Annotated in this window: 18 protein-coding genes; 9 read left to right on the top strand and 9 right to left on the bottom strand. The window is 66.2% G+C overall.

Translation table 11 applies throughout. From position 1 onward, the window contains the following. Positions 1 to 120 precede the first annotated feature (120 nt). Positions 121 to 2,529, top strand: coding sequence for an ATP-dependent Clp protease ATP-binding subunit ClpA (gene clpA / locus J6500_RS12475; RefSeq protein WP_225713001.1), 2,409 nt, complete (start codon positions 121 to 123; stop codon positions 2,527 to 2,529). Between the two features lie 430 nt (positions 2,530 to 2,959). Here clpA and J6500_RS12480 read toward each other — a convergent pair whose 3' ends face one another. Both J6500_RS12480 and J6500_RS12485 read right to left on the bottom strand, forming a co-directional pair. Next, entirely contained in the window at positions 2,960 to 3,313 is a 354-nt protein-coding gene (locus J6500_RS12480; RefSeq protein ID WP_225713002.1) for a PilZ domain-containing protein, read from the bottom strand. A gap of 154 nt (positions 3,314 to 3,467) precedes the next feature. Next, positions 3,468 to 4,424 (bottom strand): AraC-like ligand-binding domain-containing protein, encoded by a 957-nt coding sequence (locus tag J6500_RS12485; protein WP_225713003.1) that lies wholly within the window; start codon positions 4,422 to 4,424, stop codon positions 3,468 to 3,470. A gap of 209 nt (positions 4,425 to 4,633) precedes the next feature. Between J6500_RS12485 and J6500_RS12490 the strand changes: the two genes are divergently transcribed. Both J6500_RS12490 and J6500_RS12495 read left to right on the top strand, forming a co-directional pair. Further along, the gene (locus J6500_RS12490; RefSeq protein WP_225713004.1) at positions 4,634 to 5,650 is read left to right on the top strand and encodes a carbon-nitrogen hydrolase family protein; all 1,017 of its coding nucleotides are present in this window, start codon (positions 4,634 to 4,636) and stop codon (positions 5,648 to 5,650) included. An 11-nt stretch (positions 5,651 to 5,661) separates the two neighbouring features. Further along, positions 5,662 to 6,696: a phenylacetaldoxime dehydratase family protein gene (locus tag J6500_RS12495; RefSeq protein WP_225713005.1), complete on the top strand. Its 1,035-nt coding sequence runs from the start codon at positions 5,662 to 5,664 to the stop codon at positions 6,694 to 6,696. Positions 6,697 to 6,839: 143 nt separating this feature from the next. Here the strand turns inward: J6500_RS12495 and J6500_RS12500 are convergent, their stop codons facing one another. Further along, positions 6,840 to 7,769 carry a glycine/sarcosine/betaine reductase selenoprotein B family protein gene (locus J6500_RS12500; RefSeq protein ID WP_225713006.1) on the bottom strand — a complete coding sequence of 310 codons (930 nt, stop codon included), beginning with the start codon at positions 7,767 to 7,769 and terminating at the stop codon, positions 6,840 to 6,842. Positions 7,770 to 7,860: 91 nt separating this feature from the next. On the opposite strand from J6500_RS12500, the gene J6500_RS12505 reads away from it, so the two are divergent. From J6500_RS12505 to tsaA, 4 genes are all read left to right on the top strand, one after another. Beyond that, positions 7,861 to 8,952 (top strand): lytic transglycosylase domain-containing protein, encoded by a 1,092-nt coding sequence (locus J6500_RS12505; RefSeq protein ID WP_225713007.1) that lies wholly within the window; start codon positions 7,861 to 7,863, stop codon positions 8,950 to 8,952. A gap of 7 nt (positions 8,953 to 8,959) precedes the next feature. Next, positions 8,960 to 9,103: a hypothetical protein gene (locus tag J6500_RS12510; RefSeq protein ID WP_225713008.1), complete on the top strand. Its 144-nt coding sequence runs from the start codon at positions 8,960 to 8,962 to the stop codon at positions 9,101 to 9,103. Positions 9,104 to 9,164: 61 nt separating this feature from the next. Beyond that, positions 9,165 to 10,139, top strand: coding sequence for a Bug family tripartite tricarboxylate transporter substrate binding protein (locus tag J6500_RS12515; protein WP_225713009.1), 975 nt, complete (start codon positions 9,165 to 9,167; stop codon positions 10,137 to 10,139). Between the two features lie 3 nt (positions 10,140 to 10,142). Continuing rightward, positions 10,143 to 10,634, top strand: a complete 492-nt coding sequence (gene tsaA / locus J6500_RS12520) for a tRNA (N6-threonylcarbamoyladenosine(37)-N6)-methyltransferase TrmO (RefSeq protein ID WP_225713010.1) — start codon at positions 10,143 to 10,145, stop codon at positions 10,632 to 10,634. Positions 10,635 to 10,865: 231 nt separating this feature from the next. Here the strand turns inward: tsaA and J6500_RS12525 are convergent, their stop codons facing one another. The 4 genes from J6500_RS12525 to J6500_RS12540 form a co-directional block, all read right to left on the bottom strand. Next, the gene (locus J6500_RS12525) at positions 10,866 to 11,291 is read right to left on the bottom strand and encodes an HIT family protein (RefSeq protein ID WP_225713011.1); all 426 of its coding nucleotides are present in this window, start codon (positions 11,289 to 11,291) and stop codon (positions 10,866 to 10,868) included. Between the two features lie 52 nt (positions 11,292 to 11,343). Further along, entirely contained in the window at positions 11,344 to 12,579 is a 1,236-nt protein-coding gene (locus tag J6500_RS12530) for a GNAT family N-acetyltransferase (RefSeq protein ID WP_225713012.1), read from the bottom strand. 156 nt (positions 12,580 to 12,735) lie between these two features. Continuing rightward, positions 12,736 to 13,488: a glycerophosphodiester phosphodiesterase gene (locus J6500_RS12535; RefSeq protein WP_225713013.1), complete on the bottom strand. Its 753-nt coding sequence runs from the start codon at positions 13,486 to 13,488 to the stop codon at positions 12,736 to 12,738. 3 nt (positions 13,489 to 13,491) lie between these two features. After that, complete coding sequence (locus tag J6500_RS12540; RefSeq protein ID WP_225713014.1) at positions 13,492 to 13,959, bottom strand: RidA family protein; 468 nt, start codon at positions 13,957 to 13,959, stop codon at positions 13,492 to 13,494. Between the two features lie 261 nt (positions 13,960 to 14,220). Between J6500_RS12540 and J6500_RS12545 the strand changes: the two genes are divergently transcribed. Both J6500_RS12545 and J6500_RS12550 read left to right on the top strand, forming a co-directional pair. Beyond that, positions 14,221 to 15,087 carry a cell envelope integrity EipB family protein gene (locus J6500_RS12545; RefSeq protein WP_225713015.1) on the top strand — a complete coding sequence of 289 codons (867 nt, stop codon included), beginning with the start codon at positions 14,221 to 14,223 and terminating at the stop codon, positions 15,085 to 15,087. 240 nt (positions 15,088 to 15,327) lie between these two features. Further along, positions 15,328 to 15,729: a RidA family protein gene (locus tag J6500_RS12550; protein ID WP_225713016.1), complete on the top strand. Its 402-nt coding sequence runs from the start codon at positions 15,328 to 15,330 to the stop codon at positions 15,727 to 15,729. Positions 15,730 to 15,768: 39 nt separating this feature from the next. Here J6500_RS12550 and J6500_RS12555 read toward each other — a convergent pair whose 3' ends face one another. Both J6500_RS12555 and J6500_RS12560 read right to left on the bottom strand, forming a co-directional pair. Next, positions 15,769 to 17,085: a DNA polymerase IV gene (locus J6500_RS12555; protein WP_225713017.1), complete on the bottom strand. Its 1,317-nt coding sequence runs from the start codon at positions 17,083 to 17,085 to the stop codon at positions 15,769 to 15,771. Continuing rightward, complete coding sequence (locus tag J6500_RS12560; protein WP_225713018.1) at positions 17,064 to 17,363, bottom strand: DUF3572 domain-containing protein; 300 nt, start codon at positions 17,361 to 17,363, stop codon at positions 17,064 to 17,066. The genes J6500_RS12555 and J6500_RS12560 overlap by 22 nt, the downstream gene beginning before the upstream one ends. Positions 17,364 to 17,528: the final 165 nt, after the last annotated feature.

Below are 17,528 nucleotides of genomic sequence, written 5' to 3' on the forward strand. Positions count from 1 at the left end.
CGCGGCGGGACCGGCCTTTCGCCACGATCCGTCGTAACTATATCAGAGGGGATCACGAAGGTTGCTGTTGCCTGACCGGGTAAGGGCGATCATGATGGCCGGGGGCCATAGAGGACGCGAATGCCTACTTTTTCCCAAAGCCTGGAACAATCTCTGCATCGTGCATTGGCGATCGCGAACGAGCGTCACCATCAATACGCGACGCTCGAACATCTGCTGCTGTCGCTAATCGATGACTCGGATGCGGCGGCGGTGATGCGGGCCTGCAGCGTCGATCTCGACAAATTGAGGACGAGCCTCGTCAACTATCTCGAGACCGAATTCGAGAACCTGGTGACGGACGGCGCCGACGACGCCAAGCCGACCGCCGGGTTCCAGCGCGTGATCCAGCGCGCGGTGATCCATGTCCAGTCGTCCGGTCGCGAGGAAGTGACCGGGGCCAACGTGCTGATCGCGATCTTCGCGGAGCGCGAGAGCCATGCCGCGTATTTCCTGCAGGAGCAGGACATGACGCGCTACGACGCCGTCAACTACATCAGCCACGGCATCGCCAAGCGGCCCGGCGTCTCCGAGGCACGGCCGGTGCGTGGCGTCGACGAAGAGACGGAGACCAAGGGCAACGAGGACGCCAAGAAGAAGGGCGAGGCGCTCGAGACCTATTGCGTCAACCTCAACAAGAAGGCGCGCGACGGCAAGATCGATCCGGTGATCGGGCGCAACGCCGAGATCAACCGAGCGATCCAGGTGCTGTGCCGCCGCCAGAAGAACAACCCGCTGTTCGTCGGTGAAGCCGGCGTCGGCAAGACCGCGATCGCCGAAGGCCTCGCCAAGCGCATCGTTGACAGCGACGTGCCGGAGGTGCTGGCGGCTGCGACCGTGTTCTCGCTCGACATGGGCACGCTACTGGCGGGCACCCGCTACCGCGGCGATTTCGAGGAGCGGCTCAAGCAGGTGCTGAAGGAGCTGGAGGCGCATCCGAACGCCATCCTGTTCATCGACGAGATCCACACCGTGATCGGCGCAGGGGCCACCTCCGGCGGCGCGATGGACGCATCCAACCTGCTGAAGCCGGCGCTGGCCTCGGGCACGATCCGCTGCATGGGCTCGACCACCTACAAGGAATACCGGCAGCACTTCGAGAAGGACCGCGCGCTGGTGCGGCGCTTCCAGAAGATCGACGTCAACGAGCCGACGGTGGAAGACGCCATCGCGATCCTCAAGGGCCTCAAGCCTTATTTCGAGGACTACCACCGGCTGAAATACACCAATGAGGCGATCGAGGCGGCGGTGCAGCTCTCCTCGCGCTACATCCACGACCGCAAGCTGCCCGACAAGGCGATCGACGTGATCGACGAGTCCGGCGCGGCGCAGATGCTGGTCACCGAGAGCAAGCGCAAGAAGACGATCGGTATCAAGGAGATCGAGACCACGATTGCGACCATGGCGCGGATCCCGCCGAAGAGCGTGTCGAAGGACGACGCCGAGGTGCTCAAGCATCTCGAGCAGACCCTGAAGCGCGTCGTGTTCGGCCAGGACAAGGCGATCGAGTCGCTGTCGGCGTCGATCAAGCTGGCGCGTGCCGGCCTGCGCGAGCCGGAGAAGCCGATCGGCTGCTACCTGTTCTCGGGCCCGACCGGCGTCGGCAAGACCGAAGTGGCGAAGCAGCTGGCGGCGTCGCTCGGCGTCGAGCTGCTGCGCTTCGACATGTCCGAATACATGGAGCGGCATACCGTGTCGCGCCTGATCGGCGCGCCTCCCGGCTATGTCGGCTTCGATCAGGGCGGCCTCTTGACCGACGGCGTGGACCAGCATCCGCATTGCGTGGTGCTGCTCGACGAAATCGAGAAGGCGCATCCGGATCTGTACAACGTGCTGCTGCAGATCATGGATCACGGCCGGCTCACCGACCACAACGGCAAGCAGGTCAACTTCCGTAACGTGATCCTGATCATGACCACGAATGCGGGCGCCGCCGATCTCGCACGGCAGGCCTTCGGCTTCACCCGCAGCAAGCGGGAAGGCGACGACCATGAGGCGATCAACCGGCAGTTCGCGCCCGAGTTCCGCAACCGGCTGGATGCGATCGTTTCCTTCGCGCACCTCAATGCCGACGTTATCGGCATGGTGGTCGAGAAGTTCGTGCTGCAGCTGGAAGCTCAGCTCGCCGATCGCGACGTCACGATCGAGCTGTCCGAGCCGGCCAAGGCCTGGCTGATCGAGCACGGCTATGACGAGCAGATGGGCGCCCGTCCGATGGCGCGCATCATCCAGGAGCACATCAAGAAGCCGCTGGCGGACGAGGTGCTGTTCGGCCAGCTCAAGGGCGGCGGCCACGTCCGCGTCGTCATGGTCAAGGACGAGGCGACCGCCAAGGACAAGATCGGCTTCGAGTTCGTCGAGGGTCCGGTCACGCCGAAGCCGGAAAACCTGCCGCCGCGCAAGCGCAAGCCGCCGAAGTCGGGGGGCCAGGGCGGCGGTGGAGGCGGCACCAAGGGACCCGCCTCGCGCGGGCCGATGGTCAAGGTCTGAGGCGTAACGAACGATCAAATGAAAAGGCCGGCTGAACAGCCGGCCTTTTTTGTTGCCGCGAAGGCCTCACTCGCCCTTCAGCCGCTGGCTTTCATGGACCCGCACCTGCTCGGCGCCGCGGCCGCCGGTTGCGGCAGGCGTCGATCGGTGGCGGTGGCATGAAGGAGGGATTCGATTGGAGCGGTGATTGATCCCCGCATTAGGAAATTGCCGGATCGGCTGCAAGCGGGTTGGGGGAGGGACGATGTCCGCGCGGGAAGCAACGTCCCGCAGGATGACGCTCAACCGTTGTGGGTCCCGTCACCCTGAGAGGGTGTGAAGCTTTGTCCTGATCCCCTGCTGTCGTCGCCCGGTCCATGTGCGCAATTGCGCACAGGCCGGGCGATGACAGCGGTGGGTGACGGCGACGGAGTTGATGCGGCGGCGCCGGTCAGCCCTGGCCGAGCAGTTCGTTGATGCGGCGCTGGAGCTGGCGCTTCTTGATCTCGCTGCGGCGCAGGCGCTCGTCGAGGTCGCTGACCGGGGTGTCGGAGGTCATGATGCGGAAGGCGAGGCCGACCTTGTTGGCCTGGCGCCAGATCAGCCGTGCGAGGTACGAGCGGCCCTTGCGGGCGATGGTCAGCTTCATCTCGTCAGGCACGCGCGCAGCATCGCCGAACTCCACGCAGGCGCCGCCATCGCTGATGTTGCGGACCGTGCAGTCCATCGTCGAGCCGCGTTCGTTGATCTCCGCAACGCCGCCGTAAAGCACCTTGTCGCGAATGGTCCGGCGCCGGTCCAGCATCGCAAAAAATCCTCCAAATGAACGGCAGGACTGTACCGCTCCGCTGCGCGAAAAGAAGGCCGGCGGCAAAACCGCTTGCAGTTAACGTAAACTGTTCGCAGCCGGCAGGGTGCGGATTCTCCGGTAGTTTTTGCGGCGCAAACGTGCCAGCGCGTCAGTTCGGCAGCCGGCTGTGCCGCCAGTCACGCGGCGACTGGCCGTAGTGCTCGCGGAACACCCGGCCGAAATGCGAAAGGTCGTTAAAGCCCCAGGCGAAGGCGATCTCGCCGATATGGCGATGCGCATGCGCCGGCGAGGCGAGGTCGCGCCTGCAGCGCTCCAGCCGCTGCGCCAGCAGAAAGCGCTGGAACGAGGTGCCCTCGTCGGCGAACAGGCTGCTGGCGTAGCGCGGCGAGATGCCCAGCGCCGCGGCGGTTTCAGTCAGGCCGAGATCGGGGTTTTGCAGATGCGCCAGCACATGCGCCTTGAGCCGGTAGAGCAGCGCCGAGCGGTGGGTCGAGGCCGGCAGCGCGGCGCTGCCGAGCCGCTCGGCCATCGCCATCGCGAGCAGGTCGGCGGCCTGATCGGAGAGCCGGATCGCATTGTCGGGATCGAGCCGGTCGGCGACCTCGGCAAGGCCCGCGATGAACTGGCAGGCGAGCCGCTGCACCGGGCTGTCCGACGTGAACGTGGTCGCGGTGAGGGCCTGCGTGCCAGCGAAGCGCCGGTGCAGCATCTCGCGCGGCATCTGGAAGATGGTCTGGGTGAAGTCGTCGTTGAAGCGCAGCTCGTAGGGGCGGGTGGTGTCGTAGAACGCGAATTCGCCCGCCTGGATCACGGTCTCGCGGCCGTCCTGCAGCACGCTGCCTGTGCCGCGCCTGCCGAGCGCGATCAGGATGAAGTCCTCGCTGGCGCGCGCGATCCGCGACGGCGTGCGCAGCACCCGCTGCCGGCTCGACGACACCGTCGAGCATCGGGCCGCGCCGAGCTGCGCAGAGGTGATGGCGCCGTGGAAGGCGGTGCCGAGGTCGGACCTGCAGTCGAGCTGCACGAAGACGTCGCAGACGATGTCCTGCCAGAGCGCGAGGCGCCGGTGCGTGGGCGCGTCTTCCGTGGTGAACAGGGCCGGCATGATGTGCTCCCTTCCTTCACGAGTCCAAACGCTGGCCACTCGACACAAAGCAAGGTTCGTACCGGGCGCGGCGGGGTGCGATCTCCGCCACAGTCGAATTTTCCTTCCGTCCTGGTCGAACGGCATTCCCGGTCCCGGGGCAGCATGATGTCAGAGGTCGCTAGGGCCGATCAAGTGCGAACCGGCTTTGCCGGTGCAGGAGGAGCATCATGGGCATCGAACATCCCAAATATCGCGTTGCGGTGGTGCAGGCGGCGCCGGCCTTTCTCGACCTCGACGCGTCGATCGCCAAGTCGATCGCACTGATCGAGGAGGCGGCCGCCAAGGGCGCCAAGCTGATCGCGTTCCCGGAGGCCTTCATCCCCGGCTATCCCTGGTACATCTGGCTGGACTCGCCGGCTTGGGCGATCGGCCGCGGCTTCGTGCAGCGCTATTTCGATAATTCGCTGAGCTATGACAGCTCGGAGGCCGAGAGACTGCGGCTTGCAGTGAAGAAGGCCGGCATGACCGCCGTGCTCGGCCTGTCCGAGCGCGACGGCGGCAGCCTCTACCTCGCGCAGTGGCTGATCGGGCCGGACGGCGAGACCATCGCAAAACGGCGCAAGCTGCGGCCGACCCACGCCGAGCGCACCGTCTATGGCGAGGGCGACGGCAGCGATCTTGCGGTGCATGACCGTCCCGGCATCGGCCGGCTCGGCGCGCTGTGCTGCTGGGAGCACCTGCAGCCGCTGTCGAAATACGCGATGTATGCCCAGAACGAGCAGGTCCACGTCGCGGCCTGGCCGAGCTTCTCGCTGTACGATCCGTTCGCGCCGGCGCTCGGCTGGGAGGTCAACAACGCGGCGTCGCGCGTCTACGCCGTCGAGGGTTCGTGCTTCGTGCTGGCGCCTTGTGCGACGGTCTCGCAGGCGATGGTCGACGAGCTCTGCGACCGCGACGATAAGCATGCGCTGTTGCATGTCGGCGGCGGCCATGCCGCGATCTACGGGCCCGACGGCAGCGCGATCGCCGAGAAGCTGCCGCCCGACCAGGAGGGGCTGCTGCTCGCCCACATCGATCTCGGCGCGATCGGGGTCGCCAAGAACGCCGCCGATCCGGCCGGGCATTATTCGCGGCCCGACGTCACGCGGCTGCTGCTCAACAAGAAGCCCTCGAAGCGGGTCGAGCATTTTGCGCTGCCGTTCGACAACCTGCCGGGCGATGAGCTCGACGCGGCCGCGAGCTGACGGAGGCGAGCATGGAGTCAGCCATTCCATCACACCTGCAGACCGCGCGGTCTCGCCACAAGCGGGTGCCCGACGACTACGCGCCGCCTTACCCGTCCTTCGTCGCGCGCCACAAGCCGGCGGTGACGCGGGTGATCATGGCCTATTTCGGCGTGCAGTATCGCGGCGAGCCGACGGCCGCGGTGGCCGCGGCGCTGGCGCTGATCGCTGAGCGCTTCGCGAGCGAGAACGGCCCGTCGCACTGGGATCGCGCGCAATATGTCGATCAGGCCGGCTTCACCGACGTCGTCTCGGCCGCCTATTGGGACGACGCCATCAGGTTCGATTCCTGGTTCGAAGGGGCGCGCGAGGCCTGGACCGGCGGCGGCGCGGCCGACGGCGTTGGCCGCTTCGTCGAGGTGTTGCGGCCGCATGTTGCACGCTACGAGACGCTGTTCTCGTCGCCCGATCGTGCCGAGGGCGTCGCCCTCCTTGCCGACGGCATGAGCGGGGAGATCCAGGAGCACGCTTACTGGGGCGGCATGCGCGACCGCATCCCGCTGTCGCAGACCGATGCGATGGCGCCGGGCGGCGAGCCGCGGGTGATCCGCGACGGTGCGCGCATCCGCGTGCTCGCGCACGACAATCTCTGCCTGATCCGCTCCGGACAGGACTGGAGCGACACCGAGGCCTCCGAGCGCAAGATGTATCTCGACGACGTCGAGCCGGTCTTGCGCGAGGGCATGGACTTCCTGCGCGACGACGGCGTGCCGGTCGGCTGCTACGCCAACCGCTACATGCGGATCGTCGATGCCGAGGGACGGCCGACCGAGAAGTCCTACGGCCAGAGCTGGTGGAAGAGTCTGGCGGCGCTGGAGCGCTGGTCGGAATCGCATCCGACGCATGTGCGGATTTTCGGCGCGGCGATGAAGTATCTGATGGCGCTGGGGCCGAGCGCCAAGCTCCGGCTGTATCACGAGGTCACCGTCGCTGCCGCGGACGAGCAGTTTTTCGAATATCTCGGCTGCCATGAGCGGACCGGGATGCTCAACGCGGTCAACACGTAAGGTCTGGCCGTCATTGCGGGGAGCGTGGCGACGAAACAATCCATGCTTCCGCATATGCGGTGCGATGGATTGCTTCGCTTCGCTCGTAATGATGTGGGGCTGCCACAGTGCTGCGTTGGGCTGAAAGCGCAGGCACAGAGAAATCAGGCGACGCGGAGGCCCTTGGCGATTTCCTTCTGGGCGTCGAACTCGCGGCGCAGGCGCGCCAGCTCCTCGGCGCTCAGCGCGTCGGCATTGCTGTAGTCGCGCTTCCAGGAATGGTCCTCGCTCCAGCGCAGCGGCGACTGCACCGTGGTTTGCGGGCCGGGCGCGGACTCGAGTACGCGCAGCGCCAGCTCCAGCGTGAAGGCCTGCGAGGCGACGTCGTGCGGCTTGCCGGCGGAGTTGCCGAGCGGGAAGTCGGAGAACAGAAAGCGCGGCACCGCGGCGTGCTCGACGATGTCCTTGGCGCAGCCCATCACGACGGTTGGGATGCCGTTCGCTTCGAGGTGACGTGCGACGAGGCTGACGGTCTGGTGGCACACCGGGCAGTTCGGAACCAGCACCGCGGCATCGACATTGTCGTCGCGGCAGCGCTTCAGGATTTCGGGCGCATCGGTGTCGATGGTGACGCGGTGGCTGCGGTTGGTCGGCGCGCCGAAGAAGCGCGGTGCGACCGCGCCGATCCGCCCTTCGCCGGCGAGCCGCTTGAGCTGCGCCAGCGGGAACCAGGTGCCGCTGTCGGTCGCCGTGGTGTGCACGCGGTCGTAGGCGATGTGGGAGATTCGCAAATCGTGCTGCTGCGAGGTATTGCCGTCATAGACCGAATAGAATTTGGCGCCGCCGTTGTATTTCGCGCCGGGGCCCTGGTCGCCCTTGGCCGGATCGAACGGCGCCGCCGTCGTGATGATGGCGACGCGGGACTGGCTCAGCGGCTTGTTCAGCGGCTGGAACGGGGCCGAGGTGTAATGCGCCCAGCGGTAGGGCGTGGTGTAGCCGATCGCCGCGTAATAATCGCGGGTCCGCTTCATGTAGCCGATCGGGGCGTCGTCGTCGGGCGCGAAACCGAGCTGATCGTCCGAAGGTGCGGCCATTTTGCGCTCCCTTTTGCGCGCCATCATTATCAGCCATAGCTAGACGAGCAGCCTGCGGTGTCAAGCCGCGCCGCGCGGGAACAGAACTGCGATGCGAACAGGTCTTTGCGCCGCATGGATCATGCTTGCGATGCTGGCGCCGGCGATCGGCGCCGGCGCGGAAGACACGCCGGGTGCTGCGACCGGTCCGCCGAGCGCCGAGCAGCCCGTGCCTCCTCCGGCGGAGAAACCGGCAATGCCACCTGCTGCCCCCTCGGCGGAGAAGCCGGCCGATCCGCCTGCGGCGGCTCCCGCCGACAAGCCCGCAACGCCCGAGGAGAAGTCCGCATCGTCTCCACCCGAGAAGCCCCAGGCGGCCGATAAACCCGCTGATGGGCGCGAGAGCGACACCCGCGAGGCGATGTGCCTAATGATCGAGTCGGCGGCCCGCGCCAACGACCTGCCGCTCGAATTCTTCGCCCGCGTGATCTGGCAGGAGAGCCGTTTCCAGGCCGATGCGGTCGGACCGGTCACGCGCAACGGCCAGCGCGCGCAGGGCATCGCGCAGTTCATGCCGGGCACCGCGAGCGAGCGCGGGCTGCTCGATCCCTTCAATCCGGTGCAGGCGCTGCCGAAATCGGCCGAGTTCCTCAGCGAGCTGCGCGGCCAGTTCGGCAATCTCGGGCTTGCCGCGGCGGCGTACAATGCCGGCCCGCGCCGGATCCAGGAATGGCTCGCCGGCACCGGCTACATGCCGCAGGAGACCCGCGCCTATGTCTACGCCATCACCGGCTCCAGCGTCGACGACTGGGCCGCCGCCGGGCGCACCGGCAAGATGCCCGAGCGCAAGCCGACCTCGAGCTGCCGCGAGCTGATGGCGCTGCTCAAGCGCGCGCCCAATCCGTTCGTCGCCGGGCTCGAGCAGCACGTGACGCTGTCGGCCGCCAAGGCCTGGGGCGTGCAGCTCGCCGCCGGCTTCAGCCGCGACAAGGCGCTGGCGATGTATGCCCGCGCGATGAAACGGCTGTCCAACGTGATCGGCGACCAGGACCCGAGCCTCTTGAGCTCGCGGCTGCGTACCCGCGGCAGCGCGACCTTCTACCAGGTCCGCATCGGCGCCGACACGCGGCCCGAGGCCGACGGCCTCTGCAACCGCATCCGCAAGGCGGGCGGTGCGTGCTTCGTGCTGAAGAACCGGGCGTGATGTCGCAGTGATCCGCAGCCCGGATGCAGCGCAGCGCAATCCGGCGCGCTCGCCGCGGGTCGTCGTCTTCATGCTGACGCGGCGATCGATCTTCGCCGGCGTTATCGCGGGCGAAGTCGTCATGCTTGGCCGCAAAACCTGGCTCGGCTGATTGCGGCGAGCGCATTATCGGCTAGTCTCGCGCCCCAACAAACAACAATCGGGGAAACGGCATGAGATGGCGGGCAGCAGCAATCATAGTCGGTCTGATCGCAGCGCTCGCAGCGCCGCCGTCCCGCGCCGCCGATTATCCGACGCGCCCGATCAAGCTGATCGTCCCCTATGCCGCGGGCGGACCGACCGACGTGCTGGGCCGTCTGGTCGGCGAATATCTCGGGCGCGACCTCAAGCAGGTGGTCGTGATCGAGAACAAGGCCGGCGCGCAGGGCGCGATCGGCGCCGAGGCGGTGGCGCGCTCCGATCCCGACGGCTACACGCTGTTCGTGACGGCGGCCTCGATCTTCGTGCTCAACCCGCTGCTCTACAAGAAGCTGCCCTACGATCCGGCGCGGGACTTTCGGCTGCTGGCCGTCGTCACCGACGCGCCGATGATCATGGAGGTGCATCCCTCAGTGCCCGCCAAGACGATCGCGGAGTTCGTCGCCTACGCGAAGAAGAACCCCGGAAAGCTCAACTTCGGTTCGGCTGGTACCGGCGGCACCGTTCATCTCGCCGGCGAGATGTTCAAGCAGATGGCCGGCGTCGAGATGACCCACGTGCCCTACAAGGGCGCAGGTCCTGCGCTGACCGACCTGTTGTCCGGCAATATCCAGCTGATGTTCGACACGCTCGGCACCGCGCTGCCGCCGGTGAAGTCGGGCATGCTGCGTCCGCTCGGCGTCAGCTCGACGCAGCGGATTCCCGATCTGCCCGATTTGCCGACCATTGCCGAGAGCGGCTATCCCGATTATGCCGTCAGCGTCTGGTACGGGGTCGCGGCGCCGTCGAAAGTGCCCGGCGAGATCGCCGACAAGGTCAAGGCGAGCCTCGACCGGGCCTTGAACGACGAGGCGTTTCGCGCTTCCCTGATCAAGATCGGCTTCCCGCCGCTGCGCCCGAAGAGCCAGGCCGAGATCGACAAATTCGTGGACACCGACCGCGCGCGCTGGGCGGGCGTGGTCAAGGCGCTGAACATATCGTTGGACTGACAGATGGTACGTGAAAGTGAACTGCGCACGGGCGAGGTCGCCGTTGATATGCCGACAGCGCGCGATGCCGGCCTCGTCTTCATCGGCCGCATCCGCACGCCGTGGACCTCGCGGCTGGAGACGCCGCGGCAGGGGCGGCATGACGGACCGGTGTGCCGGCTCGAAATCTTCGAACCGTGGATCGCGGCGATCAAGGGCGTCGATTTCTACGAGAACCTCGAAGTGCTGTACTGGCTGCACCAGTCGCGCCGCGACATCGTGCTGCAGAGCCCGAAGAACAACAACAAGACCCGCGGCACCTTCTCGCTGCGCTCGCCGGTGCGGCCCAACCCGATCGGGACCTCAATCGTGAAGCTGGTCGGCGTCGAGGGCAACGTCATCCTGGTCCGCGGCCTCGACTGCCTCGACGAGACGCCGCTGATCGACGTCAAGCCCGACCGCTGCGAGTTCACACCGCTGGCGCCGCCGCAGCCAGGGGATTTTCAGACGGAGTAGCGCCGTAGCCGTAGCCCGGATGGAGCGCAGCGTAATCCGGGGGCCGTTTCATCCGCGGATAGTTTCGCCCCGGATTACGCTTCGCTCCATCCGGGCTACGAAGCTCGCGCTCCGCCGTCATTCCGGGGCGTCGCGCAGCGACGAGCCCGGAATCCATTGGGCCGCAATGTTCGCTGAAGAAGGATTCCGGACTCGCGCCAATGGGCGCGCCCCGGAATGACGGCGGTGAGATTATTTCAACGCCGCGATCAGCTTCGCCGCGGTTGCCTCCAGCACCTTGGCCTCTTCCTTGCGGCTGGCGGGCGGCAGCAGCGGCTCGCCGTCCTTGCGCGGCATCACATGCATGTGCAGATGGAACACGACCTGGCCGCCGGCGGGCTCGTTGAACTGCTGCACGGTGATGCCGTCGGCCTCGAACGCTTTCATCGCCGCGGCGGCGATCTTGTGCGAGGCGCGCGCGACATGGGCGTAGTCGTCGGGTGTGACGTCGAGGATGTTGCGTGCAGGGGCCTTCGGGATCACCAGCGTGTGCCCGTGCGAGCGCGGCATGATGTCGAGGAAGGCGAACACGTGCTCGTCCTCATAGACCTTGTAGCAGGGCAGCTCGCCGCGCAGGATCTTTGCGAAAATGTTGTTGGTGTCGTAGGCGGCGGGCATCGGCGGGCTCCTCAAGTTCTACGGGTGTAATGTCTCGCGTGCGGCGAACAGGTCAAGCGTCGTCGTCGGCCATCTTCCTGAACGGGCCGGCCTCGGCGAGCTCGCGGCCGACTTCGGCGACATAGGCGCGTTCGCGCTTGAGATAGTCGTCGATGGCGCGGCGCAGCGAGGGGTCGGCGATGAAATGCGCCGAGTAAGTCGTCTGCGGCAGGTAGCCGCGCGCCAGCTTGTGCTCGCCCTGCGCGCCGGCCTCGACCACCTTGAGCCCGCGCTGGATCGCGAAGTCGATCGCCTGATAGTAGCAGACCTCGAAATGCAGGAATGGATGGTGCTCGACCGCGCCCCAGTTGCGGCCGAACAGCGTATCCGAGCCGATGAAGTTGATCGCGCCTGCGATCCAGCGCCCGTTACGCTTGGCCATCACCAGCAGCACGTCCCGGCTCATGCTCTCGCCGATCAGCGAGAAGAAGTTTCGGGTCAAATACGGCCGGCCCCATTTGCGCGAGCCGGTCTCCATGTAGAACTCGAAGAACGCGTCCCAGGCGTCCTCGGTGATATCGGCGCCGGTCAGATGGTGGATGGTGATGCCGGCGGCGACCGCCTCGCGGCGCTCGCGCTTGATCGCCTTGCGGTGGCGCGAGTTCAGCGAGGCAAGGAAGTCGTCGAACGTCTTGTAGCCATCATTGTGCCAGTGGAACTGCTGGTCGGTCCGCTGCAGGAAGCCGTGCGTGCCGAGGAACCTGGCCTCGTCCTCGCGGGCGAATGTCACGTGCACGGAGGAGGCCTCCGTGGCGTTGCAGAGCGCCCGCAGGCCGCGCGCCAGCGCCGAGCCGATCTGCTCGCGGTCGACGCCGTCGCGGATCAGAAGCCGCGGACCGGTCGCCGGCGTGAAGGGGACGGAGACCTGGAGCTTCGGGTAATAGCTGCCGCCGGCGCGGTGATAGGCCTCGGCCCAGCCGCGGTCGAACACGTATTCGCCCTGTGAGTGGGACTTCAGATAGCAGGGCACCACGCCCACGATCCTGCCGTCGAGCTTGGCGATCAGGTGCCGCGGACCCCAACCGGTGCGCGGGCAGGCCGAGCCCGAGGCTTCCGCCGCGGCGAAAAAGGCGTGGGAAACGAAGGGATTATAGCTCGATTTTGAGATCGCCTGGCAGTCGCCTGCGAGCGTATCGAGGTTGTCCAGGCTCTCCGGATCCGGCTGCGGATTGGCGCAGGCGTCCCAGTCAGCGGCGGGGATGTCGCTGATGTCTGGAACGGCCTCGAGGGTGATATCGGACGACGTCATCGAGAATGAAGACCGGTGCCTCGTTTGAGCAGGATCCCTCCGGAATAGCTGGCTCCACTTCCGGATCATGCTCCGCATTCCGCCATCGCTGATGACGACCAACCCCAGCCAAGATCGTGCATCGCAGCGACGACTTCAAGGCTTGCCAGGGACATGTCAGGTTCCCGGAACAAACCCTTCGAAAATCATCTGATCGGCGTAGCGTGCCGCGCGCTCGCGCTGCTCGGTGGTCCGCACCGTCCAGGCCAGCAGCGGGCAGCCGAAGAGATTGCGCGCGATCCAGGGCGCCGGGGCCGGCAGCTGGTTGACCCAGTAGGCGACGAAATGCGGCTGGGTGCTGAAGCCGTGGCGGAGATGGAGCATGCTGCCGCGCTGCGCCTCCGTCAGCTTGTCCCAATGGCCGTCGTCGTAGCTGCGCTGCGCGGTGATGCCGCGCGGCAGGTTCGGCATGATCTCGCGCAGCGCCAGCACCTGATCGGGATCGAACGACATGCCGACGACGGGGCCGGAATAGGATGACAGCACCTCCGCCATCCGCCGCACCAGTCTGCGGTCGCCGTCAAAATGGCTCTTCACCTCGACGACCAGCGGAACGCGGCCGGCGACCAGCGTGCAGAGGTCGCCGAGCGTCATCATCTGCTCGGCGGTACCCTTGAACTTCACCGCCTTGAGTTCCGCCGCGGTCTTGGTCAGGAGCAGGCCGGAGCCCTCGGTGAGGCGGCCGAGCGCATTGTCATGATGCACCATCGCCTCGCCGTCGGCGGTAAGCTGGATATCGCACTCAATCGGGAAATTACCGGCAACCGCAGCTTGGGCCGCGGCCGGCATGTTCTCGATAATGCCGCGTGCGGCGTCATGCAGGCCGCGATGGGCGACCGGCCGCTTGGTCAGCCAATCCGGCGCGCGCATCGATCAGGCGACTTCGAAGATGCCTTCGACTTCGACCGCAGCATCGGCCGGCAGCGAGGCGACGCCGACGGTGGTGCGGGCATGGCGGCCCTTGTCGCCGAACGCCGCGACCATCAGGTCGGAGGCGCCGTTCAGCACCTTCGGGCCATCGAGGAAGTCGGGCGCCGAATTGATGAAGCCGCCGAGCCGCACCACGCGGACCACCTTGTCGAGGTCGCCGAGCGCGGCCTTGATCTGCGCCAAGAGGTTGATCGCGCAGCCGCGCGCCGCGGCGGCGCCTTGCTCGAGGGTGACACCGGCCCCTAACTTGCCCTTGGCGATCAGCTTGCCGTCGGCATCGAAGCAGACCTGGCCGGACACGAACAGCAGGTTTCCGGTGCGGACGAAGCCGACATAGTTCGCGACCGGGGACGTCGGCTCGGGCAGTGTGATGCCCTGTGACGCCAGTTTTTGTTCGACCGTACCCGCCATGTTGTTCGTTCCCGGTTGGATTTCGACACGAAGCCTGAGAACGCGCTCAGGCGGCACATTGTTTCGCGCATCGTGCCGCCGGTTGCAAGCGAGCGGGCGGGCTGGGGAGGGCTACCATCCGCCTGGGGAGGCCCCGAAAGCTGCCAGAAAAGCCGGCATGTCCCCGCAGTTATCCGTTACCTTTTTGTGAGATTTGCCCCAGTTGCGGCGCAATAGGGCCGTCTCTATTGTGGCGAATCGTCATTCCTCCGAGGAGAAACCATGACCCTGCCGTTCCTTGCTCCGTCGCGCGCTTTGGTGCTGACGATCGCGGTGGCTGCGGGACCGGGGTTGGCTCACACGCCAGCTGTTGCGGCGGCGAGCGGGACGTTTCTCGCGCACCAGGCGCTCTACGATCTCAGCCTGGTCAAGGCGCGCGGCGGCAATTCGATCAGCGATGCGCGCGGGCGGATCCTCTACAATTTCTCCGGCAATGCCTGCGAGGGTTACACATCGGAATTCCGCCAGGTGTCGGAGCTCGACAGCGGCGAGGGCAAGGTCACGCTGTCGGATCTGCGGTCGTCGTCCTGGGAGGACGCCGCGGGCAAGAGCTATCGCTTCAAGATCGACACCCGTATGAACGACAATGCGACGGCGCCGGTGGACGGCATGGCCGAGCGGGTCGGCGACCATATCACCGTGAAGCTGACGCAGCCGGTGAAGAAGACCTTCAATCTCGACGGCAAGATCGTGTTCCCGACCGAGCAGATCCAGCACATCATCGCCGCCGCCCGTGAGGGCAAGTCGGTGCTCGAGCTCACCGTCTATGATGGTTCCGACAATGGCGAGAAGGTCTACAACACGCTGAGCGTGATCGGCCGCCCGATCCCCGGCGACCGCGCGCCGACCTCGCCCGATCCGTCGACGGCAAACGACGTGATGAAGACCATGACGCGCTGGCCGGTGACGGTCAGCTATTATGATCGCGATGCGCGGGCGAGGGACGGCGAGCAGACGCCGGTCTACGCGATGTCGTTCGAGCTCTACGAGAACGGCGTCTCCCGGGCGCTGGTCCTCGATTACAACGACTTCGTGATCTCGGGCGCGATGGACAAGTTCGACGTCAGGGATTCCAAGCCCTGCAAATGACGATGTAACCGACATCGCCACATGCTCGATGTCGCCCCGGGCAAGCGAAGGCGACCCGTAACCACAGGTTGAGTCGTAGAATTCATTGTGGCCGCTGCGTCGTGCAACAACACGGACCTGTGGTTATAGGTCCCTGCTTTCGCATGGACGACAGCGGAGTAGGGGTGGCTGGCGAGGCTCTGGCCGAGCGCGCCTGACCGCGATACGCTTCCCCAAACACGCGTGTCAGGGAGGCACCACATGAGCCAGCTCGATCATCTTCGCCCCAGCGGCCTGCATCACAATCCGGCCTATTCCCACGTCGTCGTCGCCTCGGGTGCGCGCACGATCTACATCTCGGGACAGGTGTCCGTCGACGAGGAGGGACGCGTGGTCGGCCCCGGCGATCTCGCCGCGCAGACGACGCAGGTGATGACGAACCTCGGCCTCGCGCTGAAAGCGGCCGGTGCCGGCTATGGCGACATCGTCAAGATCACGACCTTCGTCGTCGGCTACAAGCCGGAGCTGCGTCCGATCATCGGCAAGGCGCGCGGAAAATTCTTCGAGGGCATGGAGCCGCCAGCCTCCACGCTGGTCGGCGTCTCCGCACTCGCCGCGCCGGAATGGCTGATCGAGATCGAGGCGGTGGCGGTGGCGGATTGACGCTCACTCCACGTCATTGCTGTCGAGGGCCGCGGTGGACTACTCCTCCGCCTGCTTCTCCGGCCCCTCATAGGCAATACCCCTGATCACGGCGGCATTGCCGAACTTCTTGCGCAGATTGTCCATCGCGCGCTCGGCGTGGGCCGAGCGGCGGTCGAGCATGTCGGAATCGTTTGCCTGCGAGCCCGGCCGCAATGCGCTGACGCCGGTGCCCATCAGGCGGAAGGCGGTGCCGTCGATCTCCTTTGCCAGCATTTCGCGTGAGACCGCAAAAATCTTGGCGGCGAGCTGGGTCGGGGTCTGGATCGATTGCGAGCGGGTGCGCTGGCGGAAGTCTGCGGTCTTCAGCTTCAGCGTGATGGTGCAGCCTGAAAGTTCGCTGGTCTTCAGGCGCGCCGAGACCTTCTCGGACAGTTTCCAGAGCAGCCGTTCCAGCGTCGCGAAATCGCGGATGTCGGTCTCGAAGGTGGTCTCGCTGGAGATCGTCTTGGCGCCGCGGTCGGGCACCACGCTGCGGTCGTCGATGCCGCGCGCCAGCCGCCACAGCCGGCGGCCTTCGCCGGCGAACTGCTTCATCAATTCGTTCTCGTCGGCGCGCTGCAGATCGGCGATCAGGCGGAAGCCGCGCTGGACCAGCTTCTCCTGCGTCGCGGGACCGACGCCATAGATGAAGCCGACCGGCTTGTCGGCCAGCATCTCGCGCGCCTCCTCCTGGTCGAGCGCGGCAAAGCCGCGCGGCTTGTCGAGGTCGGAGGCGATCTTGGCGAGGAATTTGTTGCAGGACAGGCCGACCGACACCGTGATGCCGACCTCGCGCTCGACGTCACGGGCGAATTTGGCAAGCACCTTGGCAGGGATCATGCCGTGGACGCGCTGCGTGCCGGAGAGATCGAGGAACGCCTCGTCGATCGACAGCGGCTCGACCAGCGGCGTCAGGGCCTGCATGGCGCGGCGCACCTCGCGGCCGACCCGCACATATTTCGCCATGTCGGGCGGGATCACGGTTGCGTTCGGGCAGAGTTCCAGCGCCTTGAACATCGGCATCGCCGAGCGGACGCCGTAGGTGCGGGCGATGTAGCAGGCGGCCGACACCACGCCGCGCTTGCCGCCGCCGATGATCACGGGACGGTCGGCGATCGCGGGATTGTCGCGCTTCTCGACCGTTGCGTAGAACGCGTCGCAGTCGATATGGGCGAGTGTCAGCGCGGGCAGGGTGCGGTGACGCACCAGCCGCGGCGAGCCGCAATGGCTGCACCGCTTCGTCTTGATGTCGAGGTCGCCGAGGCAGTCTCGGCAGAAACTGAGGGGGCCGTCGAAAGCTGCCGCCGCTGGCGTCACGGCACGTCGCGCTCCCATTTCGGGTCACGCAGCGCCTGATGCGCGGCGGCGATGTTGGTCGGGTGCAGCTCGGAGGCCTTGGCGAACGCCGTCACGGTGGCATCGTCGCGCATCACGAAATCGAGCACGCTCGCAAGAAATTGAGGATCGGACGCCGCGTTCCGCAGCGTCTCCGGACCGATTCCGGACTCGGCCAGGAACAGGCCCAGCCTTTCGGGCTCGCCGGCAATAAAGCTCAGCGCCTGAATCGCAACGATTTCAGCGACTTCCCGCGGGTTGTGAACAGGCTTTTTCAACGGTCCGGTTTGCCTTTCCGTTAACTTATGGTCTCTATTGAGGGCCCATCATGCCCGAGTCTTCCCAGCGTGTTCAAGCAAACGGAAACCACGCCGCGGACGTTACCGATACCGGACTCGGGGGTTAACGGGTTAGAGCGATTCTGGCGCTAGTTTGAATTCACA

Origin of the sequence: Bradyrhizobium semiaridum, assembly GCF_020329505.1 — a bacterium.
GTDB classification, from domain to species: domain Bacteria; phylum Pseudomonadota; class Alphaproteobacteria; order Rhizobiales; family Xanthobacteraceae; genus Bradyrhizobium; species Bradyrhizobium semiaridum.